Genomic DNA, 14,836 nt, shown 5'->3' on the forward strand with positions numbered 1-14,836 from the left:
CCAGACATAAGGGCCAGTGATGGCGCCGACATTATGGTTTTCATGTCGTATAGTTGCGGGCCGGTGCGGAGTAAGAGATGGCAAACGGGGACCAGAGGATCGTCATTGCCGGCGCCGGCAGCATCGGCTGCTATGCCGGCGGCTGCCTGGCGCTCGCCGGGCGCGAGGTGATTCTGCTGGCCCGGCCGCGCATCGAGGCGGCGTTGCGGCAGGGCGGGTTGCGGGTCAGCGATCTTGAGGGCCGCGATCGCTCGATCAAGCCGAAGGCGCTTGCCGTCACCACCGATCCGGCCGTCGCCTTGCCGGAGGCGGATGTGGTCCTGGTCACGGTCAAGAGCGGCGCGACGCAGGATATGGCAGATCTCATCAAGGCCCATGCCCGTCCGGATGCTGTGGTGGTTAGCCTGCAGAACGGCGTCGAGAATGCCGACAGACTGCGCGCCGGGCTTGCCGGGCGAACGGTGCTGGCCGGGCGAACGGTGCTGGCCGGCATGGTGCCGTTCAATGTCGTACAGCCCTCGGATGGCGAACTGCCGCTGCGCGTTCACCGCGCCAGCGACGGCAAGGTGATGGTCGAAGACGGCGACGCCGGCCTGATCGGCCTGCTCGGTGTCGAAGGGTTTGCGGTCGAAGCCCATGGCGACATGAAGGCCGTTCTGTGGGGCAAGCTGCTGATGAATTTGAACAACGCGTTGGTGGCGCTTTCGGACCTGCCGCTGGCGACCGAACTTGCCGACCGTCGCTGGCGGCTGATCCTGGCCGGCCAGATCGACGAGGCACTACAGGCGATGAAGGCGTCCGGCATCGAGCCGGCGCGGATCGCCGGCCTGCGGCCAGCCCTGCTGCCGAAGGTGCTAAGACTGCCGGACTGGCTGTTCAAACTGCTGGCCCGGCGCATGCTGGCGATCGACCCGCAGGCGCGCTCGTCGATGTGGGACGATCTGCAACGTGGTCGGCCGACGGAAATCGATGACTTGCAGGGCGCTATTTTGCGGCTGGCGGAAAAAGCCGGCACGCCGGCGCCGATGGTCAAGCGGATCACCGCGCTGGTGCGCGAGGTGGAATCGGAGCGGCTTGGCTCGCCGGGCCTGGCGCCGGAGCAGATTGTCGCGGCGCCGGCCGGCCGTCGATCAACGTGATCTTCTGCCAGATTTTCCGCGACAGGTTGGACGCCAGGTTCTCGATGTCGTTGACGCCATCGATGACGACGGCGTCATTGACCGACTGCGCGAACAGCGCGGCGATCTTGCCGGTGATCGACAGCATTTCGGAGCAATAGTCGAGATAGCGCGCCAGGTCGGCGGCATCGATGATGCGGGCCGGCGAGTGCGAGGTCGGCTTGAAACTGATGGAAAGAGCGGCCGGATCCTTGGTCAGCTGGTGCATGTCGATGACGTGGATCAGGGATCGCAGGCCGTGCAACTGGCGAAAGACCTGCTTGCGCTTGATGCGCTCCTCGGAGCGGATCAAGGCGAGGAACCCGACAATGGCGAGGATGAACATGTTGAGCGAAGCTTCGATGCCTTGCACCGACTGGACGGCATCACCGGGTTTGGAAATGCGGTCGAACGGCAGGACGGTGCCGACGAAGATGAACATCAGTGCGCCGGCAACGACAGCGGCAACGATGAGGCCGCGCAGCCACCAGATCGGCGCTTCCAGTGCCTTGGCGCCCCGTGCCAGATCGCGCGACAGCGACACCAACTCGGCCGCAACGCCGCGCAGGCCGGCCTCAGGGAAACGCTCGGCGACGCGTATCTCCAGCCGTTCAGCGGTCTCGATGATCAGTTTCGGATCAAGCGTGCGGTAGCGCATGTCCGATCAGCCCTCAGTGTTGTGCCGGCTCATTGGTGCGCTGGCCATAGCGATTGGGTCCAGGCTGCCCTGGAAACAGGCACAACACAAGGAAGGCGACGATCGAGACGACAGGCACGAACAGGATCAGCGCGGCAATGCCCGGCTTGTCCAAGTCGTGCAGCCGCTTCACCGCCAGTGCGATGTTCGACCACAGCGAGGCGATGAAGACGATGAAGAAGATGAACGACCACATATTGCTCTCGGGCGAGCCCTCCGGCACCAGCGTGAAGCGGTAGAGCGGGAAGGCCTGGATGATGGCGACGAGCAGCCCACCAAGAAAATAGGCCGCGCGACTGACGCGGCCCGAGGTTTTGAAGAAAAGCCAGGTGAGATCTGATCTGTCAGGCAAGCGGGTCCGGTCCATATTGATTGGCGCCCCTGGCGCCTTCGAGAATGCCGCATTCCACCAGAAACCAGATCGGGCCGATGAAAGGCACCAGCATGATCAGGCTCCACCAGCCCGACTTGCCGCGATCATGCCAGCGCTTGGCATAGACTGCGAGTGCGAAATAGATCGAGGCCAGAGCGACGAGAATACCGACGATGCCGATCTGGGCGCCGCTGGCCGTGGTGATGCGTGTGCCGAGGATCGCATCGAGAATAAAGGCAACAATGCCAATGACGATGAAAACTCCAATCGAGGCCCAGAATTTGGCACGGTTGATGCGGCCGTCGAAGCTTGTGAGCAGATATTTCCAGTCCATGTCACCCCTCCATATTGAACCAGCGCGACCGATTGTCGCGCCGGCGGAAGGTGCGCTCGCTTTGCGCAAAGATCAATCGCGCAGCAATTCGTTGATCGAGGTCTTGGACCGGGTCTTCGCATCGACACGCTTGACGATGACGGCGCAGTAGAGGCCGGGGCCCGGCTCGTTGTTCGGAAACGGCTTGCCAGGCAGCGAGCCAGCAACGACGACGGAATTCGGGGGCACTTCGCCATAGAAAATCTCGCCGGTGGCGCGGTCGACGATCTTGGTCGACTGGCCGATGAAGACGCCCATGCCGAGCACCGAGCCTTCGCGCACGATGCAGCCCTCGACCACCTCCGAGCGCGCGCCGATGAAGCAATTGTCCTCGATGATTGTCGGGCCGGCCTGCATCGGCTCCAGCACGCCGCCGATGCCGACGCCGCCGGACAGATGCACGTTCTTGCCGATCTGGGCGCAGGAGCCGACCGAGGCCCAGGTGTCGACCATGGTGCCGGTATCGACATAGGCTCCGACATTGACGAAGGACGGCATCAGTACGGCGCCCGGCGCGACATAGGCCGAACGGCGAACGATAGACGACGGCACGGCACGGAAGCCCGCCTTCTCGAAATCGACCGCGCTCCAGCCATCGAACTTCGACGGCACCTTGTCCCACCACACGGCTTGGCCCGGGCCGCCCTTGATGATTTCCATCGGGTTGAGCCGGAAGGACAACAGAACGGCTTTCTTGAGCCATTGGTTGACATGCCACTTGCCGTCGGCTTGCCGCTCGGCGACGCGGACGGTGCCGCGGTCGAGCAGGTCGAGTGCCGACTGGATGGCATCACGTGTTTCGCCACGGGTCGCTGTCGAAATCGCGTCGCGTTCCTCAAAAGCCTTCTCAATGGTCTTTTCGAGACTCGCCAGATCGGGCTTCGACATGAATTCGCTCCATTACCAAGCTGTTAAGGGGCTGCGTCTTAACCTGTTTTGAAAGTCGCGCGGACCCCTGGCAGGCTTTGCCTGCCTGGGTCTTTGCATGTAGCAGGTTCTTGTCGCAAAACCGCCGGACACTTTTGCGGAACCTGCTTATGTTAAGGCTCAATGAGGGTCAATCGCGGCTGCGCCATGGGACGGCGCAACTGAAGAATTTGGACGGGTAAGGCAATTATGACTCCTATGGAAAAGGCGGGGTGGACCCCGCTACCGCATTCGGACGAGGATCTGGAGCGGTCGAAGAGCGTGCCGGACACGCCGCAGACGCGTGCCGAAACATACCGGCTGGCCTGGAACGATCCCGACTTCATGACGCGGCGCGAATTGCGTGCGGTCAGGTTGCAGCTCGAACTCTTGAAGCCTGAGATGATCCTGGCCGAACGCGGCATCCATTCGACGGTGATCCTGTTCGGTGGCGCACGCCTGCCCGAACCCGGCGGCGAGGCCTGGGCGGCCAAGAACGAGATGCAGAGGAAGAACCTCGAGGAAAACAGCAAATACTACGAGGAGGCGCGCAAATTCGCCCGCCTCTGCTCGCAGCAGTCAGCCACGTCATACTACCGCGAATATGTCGTGGTGACCGGCGGCGGACCCGGAGTGATGGAAGCGGGAAACCGCGGCGCCGACGATGTCGGCGCGCCATCGATCGGCCTCAACATCGTCCTGCCGCACGAGCAAGCGCCGAACATCTACGTGACGCCGGAGCTTTGTTTCAATTTCCACTATTTCGCCATTCGTAAGATGCATTTCGTCATGCGCGCCAAGGCGGTCGCGGTGTTTCCGGGCGGCTTCGGCACGATGGACGAATTCTTCGAGACGCTCACCCTGATCCAGACAGGGCGCATGGAGCGCGTGCCGGTGATCCTGTTTGGCAAATCCTTCTGGAAACGGGCGATCGATCTCGACTTCCTCGCCGAACAGGGCACGATCAGTCCCGGCGACCAGGATATCATCGATTTCGTCGACACCGCCGACGAGGCCTGGGAGATCATCAGCCGGTTCTACAAGTTAGGGGAGTAGGGCTGGGATCGGAGAGCTGGGGAATTGAAGAATTGAAGAATTGAAGAATTGAAGAATGAGGGAATTGCGATCTCTACGTCCGAATCAATTCCCAATTCGTCAGCTCTTCAATTCTTCAATTCCCTACCCCCTCCTCCACAATCGCCGTGAGAAACGTCGCGAGGTCGTCGGTGACGAAATCGACGTCATCCTCGTTGGCTGGGTCGCGCTCCCAGATCTCGGAAAAGGTCGGCTCAAAATTGCGCGGCACGATAAGCACCGTGGTCATGCCCAGCGACTTCGGCACCGAAAGGTTGCGGGCAAGGTCTTCGAACATCACTGCATTGTGGCCGGTGACGGCGTGGAGTTCCGCGAACTTCTCGTAGGTCTGGCGTGCCGGCTTGGGATTGAGCCCAGCAGCGACGATGTCGAAGATGTCGTCGAAATGGTCGAGGATGCCGAGTTGGCGCGCGGTGCGTTCGGCGTGCCTGCGGTCGCCATTGGTGAAGATGAATTTGCGGCCCGGGAGTTGGCGGATGGCGGTGCCAAGGACGGGATCTGGCACCAGCCATGAATAATCGATGTCATGGACCTTCTCGAGGAAATCGTCGGGGTCGATGCCGTGGCGCGTCATCAGTCCGTTCAGCGTCGTGCCATATTCGCGGTAGAGTTCCTTCTGCAACTTGCGCGCGTCGTCGCGCGGCAGCGCCAGAAGTTCGCCGACATAGGCGGTCATCTTGACGTCGATCTGCGAGAACAGATTCGAATGATGCGGATAGAGCGTGTTGTCGAGGTCGAACACCCAATCGGTGACATGGGCGAAGCGGGCGGGATCAGGGAGCGTGGTCATGCGATCCTTATGGCATGAAACGGGCAGCCTGAAAGAGACTTTATCCACAACTTCTGCTCGTTGAGGTTGCGTAAATTGCCTCACGATTCAAATTTTAGGCATCCGGGAAAGGTGGCCTTCAGGGCTTGCTGGCACAGAGACAGTCTTGTGGGAGCAAGCGATGAACAGCATAATTCTGAGATCCGCCGCCGTTGCTTTCGCCTCTGTCGCGGCCTCCCTCCTTTTGACGCTGATCATCGTTCCGGCGATGGGATTTCCGGTCAACCGCACGATCTGGCTGACCTCCACGCTCTGTCCGCTGGTGCTGGCATGGGCCGCCAGCGCAAGCACTTTCTGGCAAAGCGACAGGCTGAAAAACGCGCATCGCGACCTCGCTCGCGCTCATGCCCAGCTTGCCGCCGCGCATCGCCGCCTGGCGGAAAAGGCGAGCCGCGACGACATGACCGGCATGCTCAACCGGGAAAGCTTCTTTGCCGCACTGGACGGTTCGCGCCGCAAGTCCGATCGCGGCGCGTTGCTGATCATCGACGCCGACCACTTCAAGAGGATCAACGACAATTTTGGCCACCTGACTGGCGATGACGCGCTGCTTTTGATCGCCAGCGCGATCCAGCGCGGCGTGCGCAGCGGCGATGTGCTCGGCCGCATCGGCGGCGAGGAGTTCGGCGGCTTCCTGGTCGGCGCCACCGAGCAGGAGGCCAAGCGCGTCGCCGAGCGCATTCGCCGCGAAGTCGAGCTGATCCGCTTCCGGCCCGTCGACGAGCGGACCATTCCGCTCACCGTCAGCATCGGCGGCACCGTTTGTGGCGAGGATGTCAGCGTATCGGACCTGATGCGCGCCGCCGACCGGCGCCTCTACCAGGCCAAGCACCAGGGCCGCAACCTGACGATCCTCGACACGGACATTTCCGAAGCGGCCTGATCAGGCAGCCGATACGCTGGTCCGTTAAGAAAATTCTAACCCTGCTTGCACTTGGTTGCACCGTCTAACCGGGTTTTCGCAGCTTTGTGGTGAAGCTTGGCGCGATACTGGCTTCTGCAGCGAGGCATGTGTCGTTCAGGGAACTCATTCCGGGAATGCCATGCGTAGTCGAGGCCCTAACCCGAGAGACTGGTCATGAGTTTCTTCATCGAAAAAATGTCACGCCGCACGCTCGTGCAGGCGCTGGTCGCACTGCCTGCCCTGTCGATGTTCCGCAAGCTGCCCGATGCCGATGGCGCCCGTCCCGGTCAATCCCAGGCCGATCCATCCGGGGCCGACCCGAACGAGATCGTCGAGATCAATGGCTGGATCCTGAAGCGGAGCGACCTGGCATGATCTTCGACAGCTACGAGGCGTATCGCGACGCGAACTTCACTCCCAAGGTCTGCATCCTCGGCTCCGGCCCGGCCGGCACGACCATTGCCCGCAAACTCGGCGCCGCCGGCGTTCCGGTCGTGGTGATGGAGGCTGGCTCGCGTGAGTTCAGCGACGCGTCGCAGGATTTCTACCGTGGCGCCACGGTCGGCGATTTCTATTTCGATCTCGACGTCACCCGGCTGCGGTTCATGGGCGGCAGTTCCAACCACTGGGCAGGCTGGTGCCGCGTGCTCGACAAACAGGATTTCGAGCCGAAGGCCTGGGTGCCCGATACGGGCTGGCCGATCCGCCGCGCCGACATCGAGCCCTATCTGACGGAAGTGCGCGATATTCTCGACCTTCCGGCCTTCCGGCCGGACATGCCGATCTCGGACGACATTCGCTGGGTGCAGCTGATCAAGAGCCCGGCTGTGCGCTTCGCCGAGAAGTTCGGCGACGAACTCGACAAAGCCAGGAACATTGCCGTGGTGCTCAACACCTGTGCCACCGAACTTGCCGGCGACGGCAGACGCGTGACGGGTGCCAGGCTGTGGTCGAACGGGCAGGATGCCGGCTCCTTCAGCGCCGACTATTTCATCGTCTGCACCGGCGGACTGGAGAATTCGCGGCTGCTTCTGTGGTCGAACCAACGCTCGAACGGCGGCGTCGTGCCGAACGCAACGGCGCTTGGCCGCTACTGGATGGAGCATCCGACCTTCCAGGGCGGCAACGCCATCCTGGCCGACTATGGCGCGTTCGAGGTCGATGCGGTCAACGAGGCCTTCTTTTCGCCGACGCTTGCCGCTGTGGAGCGCCTGCAGATCATGAACTTCGGCATCAGGCTGATCGAAACGCCGTATCCCGGCGTCAAGAACCTCATCGCCGATCTCGCCTGCACGGCGACCAACATGGCCGAATGGATGTCCTCCAAGCTCAGCCAGAGGCTGCGCTGCGCGGCGCAGCTCTATGTCGCCTGGGAACAGGCGCCGCTCGCCTCCAACCAGGTCGAGCTGTCGAAGACCGATGTCGACCACGCCGGCGTGCCGCGCATCGAGCTGCACTGGAAGAAGTCGGAGATGGAACGCCGCACCCTGCTCGAAGGGCTCAGACTGTTCGGCACGACGCTGATCGAGAAGAATCTCGGCCGCGTGCGCATTGCCGACTGGATCAGCAATGGTCAGGACTACCCGACCAATGACGAGACGGCGGGCCATCACCACATGGGCGGCACGCGCATGGGCACGGACGTCACCAGGAGTGTCGTCGACGCCAATTGCAAAGTGCACGGCATGGACAATCTCTATGTCGGCGGCTCATCGGTGTTCTGCACGTCGGGCCAATGCAACCCGACGACGACGATCACCGCGCTGGCCTGCCGGCTGGGCGACCATCTGAGCAAGGTGGTCACCGCCTGACGGTCCTACGGCAGCTTTTGGGATTGAGGGACAATGCCGGCGCCGGTGATGGCGCCGGCAGATGTAGGACATGGCTCAAAGGCCGTAGACGGCGATACGCACCAGCACGGCGGCTGCGGCCAACGAGACGAGCAGAATGCCGAGACCGATGGGGGATCCCCAGCCGTACCATTCCATTGCCAGCTTGGCATATTTGAACTCCTCCTCATGCGAAAGGGGCGCCCGCTGTTGAATCAAGCTCATTTTTCACTCCTTGTCGGCGGCCAGCTCTTGCCTTGCAGGGCACTGCGGCTGCATATTGCTGAGATAATCTAAATGTTAGACAGATTGATAGTTAGATGATCGAAGTAAATTCGTCAAGCAACAATCGCACCGCACTGACGACGGCAATCGGCCTTGCCATCATGCAATGGCAGGACGCGACGCAAGCCTATGACGAGGCAGTGGGCGTGAGGCTTGGGCTGAACATGGCCGAGCGCCATTGCATCGGGCTGCTCCATGGTGGACCGCAATCTGCCGGCGCGATCGCCACGGTGACCGGGCTGACGCCGGCGGCTGTGACCGCGCTGATCGACCGGCTGGAGGCGCGCGGCCTCCTGACGCGCACGCGCAGTCTGGAAGACAGGCGCAAGGTTGTGATCAAGGCGACCGAGACCACGCGTGAACTGTCGGCGCGCTACTACGGTGCGATCGCGCGGGAGGGCGAAAAGGTGATCGCCACCTTCAGCGACGCGGAGCTCGCAACCATATCGCGCTTCGTCGATGCCGCGCTCGACCTGCAGCGCGCTCAACTGGCGCGGCTGAAGGCCGAGGGGGCCGACACTCCAAACGGGCGATAGGAGTGCCGATGGCTCCCGCCCCATTGAGGACGGGAGTTCGCGACACGCTTGCGGAAATTTAGACCGTCGCCGGGTCGAGCGCTGGCTGGCCCTTGCGGCGGGCGACGATCGCCTTGAAGTCGGCGGTCTGGAAAGCATCGCGCAACGCGTCGAACGACGGCAGCACGAAATAGGCGCGCTGGAACTTGTCAATCTCGTAGCCGGTGCGCATCACCGTTTCCAGGTCGAAGGGCACGTGGTGGGCGTCCTTGCCGTCGACGGCGAACTGCAATTCCGTGAACGATGACATCAGGCCGGCGCCAAAGGCTTTCAGCGGCTGGCCGGCTTCCTGCATCAGGCCGTATTCGGCCGTGTACCAGTAGAGCCGGGTGATCATCTCGTCGCCGCCGAGCGCAATGATGTCGCCGGCCTTGCGGCCATACATTTGCATGAAGTCGGCAAACACCGGCTGCGACAGCACCGGCACGTGGCCGAAGAAGTCGTGGAACATATCCGGCTCGACGATGTAGTCGAGTTCCTGCCTGGTCCGCAGCCAGTTGGTGACCGGGAAGCGGCGGTTGGCGAGATGGTCGAAGAACGGTGCGGCGGGGATGAGACCCGGCACGGCAACGATCTCCCAGCCTGTCAGCTTGCGCAGCTTGGTGCTGACGTCTGCGAAATCGGGAATCCGATCGAGCAGGCCCAGCTTTTCGACGCCGTCGAGATAGGAATGGTGGGCGAGCTTGCGCGTCAGTTTGGTCTGGCGGTCGCACAGCGTGCGCCACACCGCCTGCTCCTCGGCGCTGTAATCGTAACCCTGCGCCACGGTGAAATCGGCTCGGCAGACCGAATAATCGCCGCGAAGGCCTTGCGCCGCACAGTCGTGGGCATATTCGGCAACGCTCATCGTCGTCATGGTTTTTCTCCTCGCAAATCATGAATGGCTGACGTGCTGAAGGTTAACCGGATTTGCCGAGGCAAATCGGTTTTGATGATGACTCGAAGGCAGAAATCGAGATAAGATTCACTCAGAAACTATCTATAAGGAGTGAAAATGCCTCAATTCGACGATTTCGAGATCAAGATGCTCGATGTCCTGCAGCGCGACGGGCGCAAGCCGGTGTCCGAATTGGCGCAAGAGATCGGCCTGTCGACGACGCCGTGCGCGCGGCGCTTCGAGGCGTTGCAGGAGGCCGGCATCATCAAGGGCTTTGCCGCGGCGATCAGCCGGCGCGCGGTCGGGCTGATGGTCGAGGTGTTCATCCAAGTGCGCCTAGTCAGCCACAGTGACGGCTCGCCCGAAAGCTTCATCGCCGCCGTCCAGCGCATGGATGAGGTGTCCTCGTGCTGGACGATGACCGGCGACCACGATTTCCTGCTGCATGTCATGGTGCCGTCGGTCGACGAACTCAACGCCTTCGTCATGCATCGGCTGATGCGGCTCGACGGCGTGCGCGATGTCCACACCCAGCTCGTGCTGCAAAACATCAAGGGACCCGGCCACGTGCCGCTCGCCCACCTCAGGCGATGACGATGCCTGCCTTCCGTATTCTTGCGGGAAAGCTGCACGCAAACTGCTGGAACTAGCCAAGCGCGTGTCCACATCGCCGGCCAGTTTGCGCGGACCAAATGCCCAGGAGGTCCGCCATGAAAATCGTCTTGATCAATCCGCCGCACACCGCCATCGGCAGCCGCGTGCCCGACGATCACCTGCCGCCGCTCGGTCTGCTGGCTCTGGGCGGCCCTCTGATCGATGCCGGCCATGAGGTGCGCCTTGTCGACGCCGAATTGGGACTGATGCCGCTCGATATCGTCGTGCGCAACGCGCTCACGGATCGCCCCGACTTCGTCCTGATCGGCCATTCCGGTTCGACCTCGGCGCACCCGACCGCCTTGCTGATCGCTGAGCTGATCAAGCAGTATGAGCCGGCGACCATCATCATCTATGGCGGCGTCTTCCCGACCTATCACTGGCGCGACATCCTGGCCGGTACGGACGTCTTCGACTTCATCGTGCGCGGCGAGGGCGAGGCGACTATCGTAGCGCTGGTCGAGGCGCTGGAAATGCACCAGCCGCCGGCGAGCGTGGCCGGCATCGCCTATCGCGACGATCTGCGCCGTCCCTTTGCCACGCAGCCTGCCATGACCATTGCCGACCTCGACGTCTACCGCGTCGGCTGGGAGCTAGTTGACCACTCCCACTATAGCTATTGGGGCGGCAAGCGGGCCGTCGTCATGCAGTTTTCGCGCGGCTGCCCGCATCTGTGCAACTATTGCGGCCAGCGCGGCTTCTGGACCCGTTGGCGGCATCGCGATCCCGTGAAATTCGCGCAAGAGATCGCCTGGCTGCACCGCGAGCACGGCGTCGAGCTGATCAATCTTGCCGACGAGAATCCGACGGTTTCGAAGAAGGCATGGCGCGCCTTCCTCGACGCCCTGATCGGCGAGAACGTGCCGGTGCTGATCGTCGGCTCGACCCGCGCCGACGACATCGTGCGCGATGCCGACATCCTGCATCTCTACCGCAAGGCCGGCATCATCCGCTGGCTGCTCGGCATGGAAAACACCGACGAGCAGACGCTTCAATTGATCCGCAAGGGCGGCAGCACCTCATCCGACCGCGAGGCGATAAGGCTGCTGCGCCTGCACGGCATCCTGTCGATGGCGACCTGGGTGGCAGGCTTCGAGGACGAAGGGTTTCGCGATCTTTGGCGCGGCTTCCGGCAGCTCATCGCCTACGACCCGGACCAGATCCAGGCGCTTTATGTGACGCCGCATCGCTGGACGCCGTTCTTCAGGATCGCCCGGGATCGCAAGGTGATCCAAAGGGATGCCCGGCTGTGGGATTACAAGCATCAGGTGCTGCAGATGACGCGGCTGAAACCTTGGATGCTGTTCTTCAGCGTCAAGCTGATCGAACTGGCGGTGCAGTCGCGGCCGAAGGCGCTGGCGCGCATCCTGTTTCACAAGGATCCGGAGCAGCGCCATTCGATGCGCTGGTATACGCAGATGGGCCGCCGTGTCTGGTTCCGTGAGATTTGGGGATTTCTGGTCCGCGACATCAGGGGGAAAGACGGCCCGACGCTTGCCGAATTCTGGGGCGCGCCGCAGGACGCCGAGGAGGAATCGATGACCGTTCGACGTGCGGTGCGCAAGCCGGCCATTCCCGACATGGGCAATCGCCCAACAGCCGAGGAGAGAAAATTAGCCGGCTGATGATCTGTTACGGCACGATCAGCGTGCCGGCGCCGTGTTCGGTGAACAGCTCGAGCAGCACCGAATGCGGCGTCTTGCCGTTTAGGATGACGACGCCTTCGACGCCGCGCTCAATCGCTTCGATGCAGGTTTCGACCTTGGGGATCATGCCGCCCGAGACGGTGCCGTCCTTGATCAGCGCCTTGGCCTCGGCCACGGTCAGCTCGTCGATGAGCTTCTTGTTCTTGTCGAGCACGCCCGGCACATCGGTGAGGAACAGCAGCCGCGTTGCCTGGCAGGCTCCGGCGATGGCGCCGGCGAAGGTATCGGCATTGATGTTGTAGGTGTGGCCGTCGCGGCCGGGCGCCACCGGCGCCAGCACCGGGATCATTTCGGAGCGCGCCAGAAGGTCGAGCAGCGTGCGGTCGACCTCGACCGGTTCGCCGACGAAGCCGAGATCGAGCACGCGCTCGATGTTGGAGTCCGGATCGATCATCGTCTTGCGCGCCTTTTCGGCGAACACCATGTTGCCGTCCTTGCCGCACAGGCCGATCGCCCATTCGCCCTCGGCGTTGATCAGCGCGACGATCTCCTTGTTGATCGAACCGGCCAGCACCATTTCGACGATCTCGACCGTCTTCTGGTCGGTGACGCGCAGGCCGCCCTCGAACTTGGATTCGATGCCCATCTTGGCCAGCATGGCGCCGATCTGCGGGCCGCCGCCATGGACGACGATCGGGTTGACGCCGGATTGCTTCAGGAGCGCGATGTCGCGGGCGAACGCCTTGCCGAGCTCGGTATCGCCCATGGCATGGCCGCCATATTTCACCACAACGGTCTTGTTCTCGTAGCGCTGCATGTAGGGCAGCGCCCGTGAAAGCAGGGCCGCCTGCATTTCGGCGGTGGCGGTTATTTCCGTCATCGGCTTGGTTCCCTGGAGATCGGTAAGGACGGCGGCGTCTTAGCGGGAATTGGCGCCCCCCGCAAATGGCTTTGCTGTCATATTCGAGCGCCTCACGACCTCGTCATCATGACGTCGTCATCAGCGGAGCCCTGCGGCCCAGCCAACCTGAGATCTTTTCCATCTGCGCGGCGAGCGACAGCAGCGTCTCCTCGTCGCCCGGGCGGCCCGCCGCCTGGATGCCGAGCGGCAGGCCGGCGTCGGTGACATGGACGGGCAGCGCGATCGACGGCTGGCCGCTGACATTCTGGATCGCCGGCCAATGAGTGAACCAGAGGCTCTTGTCCATCAACTGGCCGAAGAACGGTTTCAGCTTCAGCAAGGGCGTCAGGTGAAGCTTGTCGAGCAGGTTCTCAATGAACTCGTCGGTGCCTTTCGGATCCATAGCGCCGCAGGCGAGCGGCGGATGGGCAATGATCGGCATCAGCACGGCGTCATACGGAGCAGTCTCGGCGATCAGCTGCCGCGAGGCGGCATGCAGCCGCTGCAGGTCGGCATAGGTCTCGCCGGCTGACAGCATCTCGCCCAACCTGCCGAGCACGCGAGTGGCCCGCTCGACATCACCCGTAACGGAACGGCCGACACGCAGCGCCTCCGCCCTCATCGTGCCGGCGACGGCCGAGGCAACCGTCCTGCAGAAGCCGGCGAGGAAATCGCGCCCTATGTATGGCAAGTCGATCTCCTCGACGGTGTGGCCGCCCTCGCGGGCAAGCGCCACCGCCGTGTCGAGCGCTTTGAGCGTCTCTTCCGAGATCGGCAGGCCAAGCGGCGATTTGCGGTACACAGCCAGGCTGAGCTTGCCTGGATCGCGCGCTGCGGCCGCCGCGAACGTGCCTTTCGGCGGCGGCGCGGCATAGGGCGACAAAAGGTCGGGACCGTGGGTGAGGTCGAGCAGCAGGGCGCTATCGCGCACCGAACGGGTGAGCGCATGGTCGACCACCATGCCGTACCAGCTTTCGCTCACCAGGGGCGTCAGCGGTGTGCGGCCGCGCGACGTCTTCAGGCCGACAAGCCCAGTGCAGGCGGCAGGCACGCGGATCGAGCCGCCGCCATCCGAGGCGTGCGCCACCGGCACGACGCCGGCGGCGACCAATGCCGCCGCACCGCCCGACGAGCCACCGCTGGTATGGCCGGTGTTCCACGGATTGCAGGTGATGCCGAAGGCTTTGGATTCGGTCATCAGCCGCAGCCCGTGTTCCGGCGACGTCGAGGTGACGATCGGAATGAGCCCGGCGGCAAGATAGCGGTCGGTGAGCGCTGAATCGACGTCGGCCAGCCATGCCGGAATGCGGCTGCCGCCATGCGTCGACACGCCCTTGATGGCGATGCCGAGATCCTTGATGGCGAACGGGACGCCGGCCAGCGGCAGCGAGCGGTCGACGATCCTTGCGCGGGCGCGGGCGGCATCATAGAGCGACACGGCCGTGGCGTTGATGTCGGGACGGGTGGCCTCGGCGCGGGCAATCGCGGCCTCGGTCAGCTCGATGGGCGAGACCTCGCCCTTGCGAATCAGATCGGCGAGGCCGGTTGCGTCTTGCGACCATAATATCTGTTCAACCGACATGCGCGCCCCCGTCCCTACAGCAAGCTAGCCAGTGACGACTACATTGGCAATCGACGGGCGGAGCCGGGCCAGGGCAATCGCTTCGGGTTAACGGGAGGTGCGTATGGGATGCGAATGTGATTCATGAGGGGCTTCGTGATTTGCGGAGCCCTC

General features: G+C 62.9%; 17 protein-coding genes. 8 read left to right on the forward strand and 9 right to left on the reverse strand.

Annotated features, from left to right (window positions below; genetic code table 11):
- Nucleotides 1-77 precede the first annotated feature (77 nt).
- Nucleotides 78-1,139, forward strand: coding sequence for a 2-dehydropantoate 2-reductase (locus tag NKI73_RS31120; RefSeq protein WP_352635594.1), 1,062 nt, complete (start codon nucleotides 78-80; stop codon nucleotides 1,137-1,139).
- Here NKI73_RS31120 and NKI73_RS31125 read toward each other — a convergent pair.
- The 4 genes from NKI73_RS31125 to dapD form a co-directional block, all read right to left on the reverse strand.
- Nucleotides 1,039-1,815 (reverse strand): hypothetical protein, encoded by a 777-nt coding sequence (locus NKI73_RS31125; protein ID WP_352635596.1) that lies wholly within the window; start codon nucleotides 1,813-1,815, stop codon nucleotides 1,039-1,041. The two genes, NKI73_RS31120 and NKI73_RS31125, sit on opposite strands and share 101 nt — an antisense overlap.
- A gap of 13 nt (nucleotides 1,816-1,828) precedes the next feature.
- The gene (locus NKI73_RS31130; RefSeq protein ID WP_352635598.1) at nucleotides 1,829-2,206 is read right to left on the reverse strand and encodes a DUF805 domain-containing protein; all 378 of its coding nucleotides are present in this window, start codon (nucleotides 2,204-2,206) and stop codon (nucleotides 1,829-1,831) included.
- Nucleotides 2,199-2,561: a DUF805 domain-containing protein gene (locus NKI73_RS31135; RefSeq protein ID WP_352635600.1), complete on the reverse strand. Its 363-nt coding sequence runs from the start codon at nucleotides 2,559-2,561 to the stop codon at nucleotides 2,199-2,201. Before NKI73_RS31135 ends, NKI73_RS31130 begins: the two co-directional genes overlap by 8 nt.
- A gap of 72 nt (nucleotides 2,562-2,633) precedes the next feature.
- On the reverse strand, nucleotides 2,634-3,488 hold the full coding sequence (gene dapD / locus NKI73_RS31140) for a 2,3,4,5-tetrahydropyridine-2,6-dicarboxylate N-succinyltransferase (RefSeq protein ID WP_352635602.1): 855 nt from the start codon (nucleotides 3,486-3,488) through the stop codon (nucleotides 2,634-2,636).
- A gap of 228 nt (nucleotides 3,489-3,716) precedes the next feature.
- Here dapD and NKI73_RS31145 point away from each other — a divergent pair, with 228 nt between their 5' ends.
- On the forward strand, nucleotides 3,717-4,562 hold the full coding sequence (locus NKI73_RS31145) for an LOG family protein (RefSeq protein WP_352635604.1): 846 nt from the start codon (nucleotides 3,717-3,719) through the stop codon (nucleotides 4,560-4,562).
- Between the two features lie 115 nt (nucleotides 4,563-4,677).
- On the opposite strand, the gene NKI73_RS31150 is transcribed toward NKI73_RS31145, so the two are convergent.
- Nucleotides 4,678-5,391 carry a pyrimidine 5'-nucleotidase gene (locus NKI73_RS31150; protein ID WP_352635605.1) on the reverse strand — a complete coding sequence of 238 codons (714 nt, stop codon included), beginning with the start codon at nucleotides 5,389-5,391 and terminating at the stop codon, nucleotides 4,678-4,680.
- Nucleotides 5,392-5,551: 160 nt separating this feature from the next.
- Here NKI73_RS31150 and NKI73_RS31155 point away from each other — a divergent pair, with 160 nt between their 5' ends.
- From NKI73_RS31155 to NKI73_RS31165, 3 genes are all read left to right on the forward strand, one after another.
- Nucleotides 5,552-6,313, forward strand: coding sequence for a GGDEF domain-containing protein (locus tag NKI73_RS31155; RefSeq protein ID WP_352635607.1), 762 nt, complete (start codon nucleotides 5,552-5,554; stop codon nucleotides 6,311-6,313).
- 195 nt (nucleotides 6,314-6,508) lie between these two features.
- On the forward strand, nucleotides 6,509-6,709 hold the full coding sequence (locus NKI73_RS31160; RefSeq protein ID WP_352635608.1) for a hypothetical protein: 201 nt from the start codon (nucleotides 6,509-6,511) through the stop codon (nucleotides 6,707-6,709).
- On the forward strand, nucleotides 6,706-8,145 hold the full coding sequence (locus NKI73_RS31165) for a GMC oxidoreductase (RefSeq protein WP_352635609.1): 1,440 nt from the start codon (nucleotides 6,706-6,708) through the stop codon (nucleotides 8,143-8,145). The genes NKI73_RS31160 and NKI73_RS31165 overlap by 4 nt, the downstream gene beginning before the upstream one ends.
- A 75-nt stretch (nucleotides 8,146-8,220) precedes the next feature.
- Here NKI73_RS31165 and NKI73_RS31170 read toward each other — a convergent pair whose 3' ends face one another.
- Nucleotides 8,221-8,388 (reverse strand): hypothetical protein, encoded by a 168-nt coding sequence (locus NKI73_RS31170; RefSeq protein WP_352635611.1) that lies wholly within the window; start codon nucleotides 8,386-8,388, stop codon nucleotides 8,221-8,223.
- Nucleotides 8,389-8,483: 95 nt separating this feature from the next.
- On the opposite strand from NKI73_RS31170, the gene NKI73_RS31175 reads away from it, so the two are divergent.
- The gene (locus tag NKI73_RS31175; protein ID WP_352635612.1) at nucleotides 8,484-8,984 is read left to right on the forward strand and encodes a MarR family winged helix-turn-helix transcriptional regulator; all 501 of its coding nucleotides are present in this window, start codon (nucleotides 8,484-8,486) and stop codon (nucleotides 8,982-8,984) included.
- A 58-nt stretch (nucleotides 8,985-9,042) separates the two neighbouring features.
- Here the strand turns inward: NKI73_RS31175 and phhA are convergent, their stop codons facing one another.
- Nucleotides 9,043-9,879, reverse strand: a complete 837-nt coding sequence (gene phhA / locus NKI73_RS31180; protein WP_352635614.1) for a phenylalanine 4-monooxygenase — start codon at nucleotides 9,877-9,879, stop codon at nucleotides 9,043-9,045.
- A 138-nt stretch (nucleotides 9,880-10,017) separates the two neighbouring features.
- Here phhA and NKI73_RS31185 point away from each other — a divergent pair, with 138 nt between their 5' ends.
- On the forward strand, nucleotides 10,018-10,494 hold the full coding sequence (locus NKI73_RS31185; protein WP_352635615.1) for an Lrp/AsnC family transcriptional regulator: 477 nt from the start codon (nucleotides 10,018-10,020) through the stop codon (nucleotides 10,492-10,494).
- A gap of 116 nt (nucleotides 10,495-10,610) precedes the next feature.
- Nucleotides 10,611-12,179 carry a magnesium-protoporphyrin IX monomethyl ester anaerobic oxidative cyclase gene (bchE, locus tag NKI73_RS31190; protein WP_352635616.1) on the forward strand — a complete coding sequence of 523 codons (1,569 nt, stop codon included), beginning with the start codon at nucleotides 10,611-10,613 and terminating at the stop codon, nucleotides 12,177-12,179.
- A 7-nt stretch (nucleotides 12,180-12,186) separates the two neighbouring features.
- Here bchE and argB read toward each other — a convergent pair whose 3' ends face one another.
- Both argB and NKI73_RS31200 read right to left on the reverse strand, forming a co-directional pair.
- Complete coding sequence (gene argB / locus NKI73_RS31195; RefSeq protein ID WP_352635618.1) at nucleotides 12,187-13,080, reverse strand: acetylglutamate kinase; 894 nt, start codon at nucleotides 13,078-13,080, stop codon at nucleotides 12,187-12,189.
- Between the two features lie 106 nt (nucleotides 13,081-13,186).
- Complete coding sequence (locus NKI73_RS31200; RefSeq protein WP_352635619.1) at nucleotides 13,187-14,683, reverse strand: amidase; 1,497 nt, start codon at nucleotides 14,681-14,683, stop codon at nucleotides 13,187-13,189.
- Between the last annotated feature and the right edge of the window lie 153 nt (nucleotides 14,684-14,836).

Source organism: Mesorhizobium sp. M0496 (genome assembly GCF_040321205.1).
Taxonomy (GTDB): Bacteria; Pseudomonadota; Alphaproteobacteria; order Rhizobiales; family Rhizobiaceae; genus Mesorhizobium.

Excerpts from the sequence above, each read along its gene's own strand:
- NKI73_RS31120 (WP_352635594.1), top strand. The coding sequence starts at position 78 with ATGGCAAACGGGGACCAGAGGATCGTCATTGCCGGCGCCGGCAGCATC.
- NKI73_RS31170 (WP_352635611.1), bottom strand. The coding sequence starts at position 8,388 with ATGAGCTTGATTCAACAGCGGGCGCCCCTTTCGCATGAGGAGGAGTTC.
- NKI73_RS31175 (WP_352635612.1), top strand. The coding sequence starts at position 8,484 with ATGATCGAAGTAAATTCGTCAAGCAACAATCGCACCGCACTGACGACG.
- NKI73_RS31135 (WP_352635600.1), bottom strand. The coding sequence starts at position 2,561 with ATGGACTGGAAATATCTGCTCACAAGCTTCGACGGCCGCATCAACCGT.
- dapD (WP_352635602.1), bottom strand. The coding sequence starts at position 3,488 with ATGTCGAAGCCCGATCTGGCGAGTCTCGAAAAGACCATTGAGAAGGCT.
- argB (WP_352635618.1), bottom strand. The coding sequence starts at position 13,080 with ATGACGGAAATAACCGCCACCGCCGAAATGCAGGCGGCCCTGCTTTCA.
- NKI73_RS31155 (WP_352635607.1), top strand. The coding sequence starts at position 5,552 with ATGAACAGCATAATTCTGAGATCCGCCGCCGTTGCTTTCGCCTCTGTC.
- phhA (WP_352635614.1), bottom strand. The coding sequence starts at position 9,879 with ATGACGACGATGAGCGTTGCCGAATATGCCCACGACTGTGCGGCGCAA.
- NKI73_RS31165 (WP_352635609.1), top strand. The coding sequence starts at position 6,706 with ATGATCTTCGACAGCTACGAGGCGTATCGCGACGCGAACTTCACTCCC.
- NKI73_RS31150 (WP_352635605.1), bottom strand. The coding sequence starts at position 5,391 with ATGACCACGCTCCCTGATCCCGCCCGCTTCGCCCATGTCACCGATTGG.
- NKI73_RS31125 (WP_352635596.1), bottom strand. The coding sequence starts at position 1,815 with ATGCGCTACCGCACGCTTGATCCGAAACTGATCATCGAGACCGCTGAA.
- NKI73_RS31160 (WP_352635608.1), top strand. The coding sequence starts at position 6,509 with ATGAGTTTCTTCATCGAAAAAATGTCACGCCGCACGCTCGTGCAGGCG.
- NKI73_RS31145 (WP_352635604.1), top strand. The coding sequence starts at position 3,717 with ATGACTCCTATGGAAAAGGCGGGGTGGACCCCGCTACCGCATTCGGAC.
- NKI73_RS31185 (WP_352635615.1), top strand. The coding sequence starts at position 10,018 with ATGCCTCAATTCGACGATTTCGAGATCAAGATGCTCGATGTCCTGCAG.
- bchE (WP_352635616.1), top strand. The coding sequence starts at position 10,611 with ATGAAAATCGTCTTGATCAATCCGCCGCACACCGCCATCGGCAGCCGC.
- NKI73_RS31200 (WP_352635619.1), bottom strand. The coding sequence starts at position 14,683 with ATGTCGGTTGAACAGATATTATGGTCGCAAGACGCAACCGGCCTCGCC.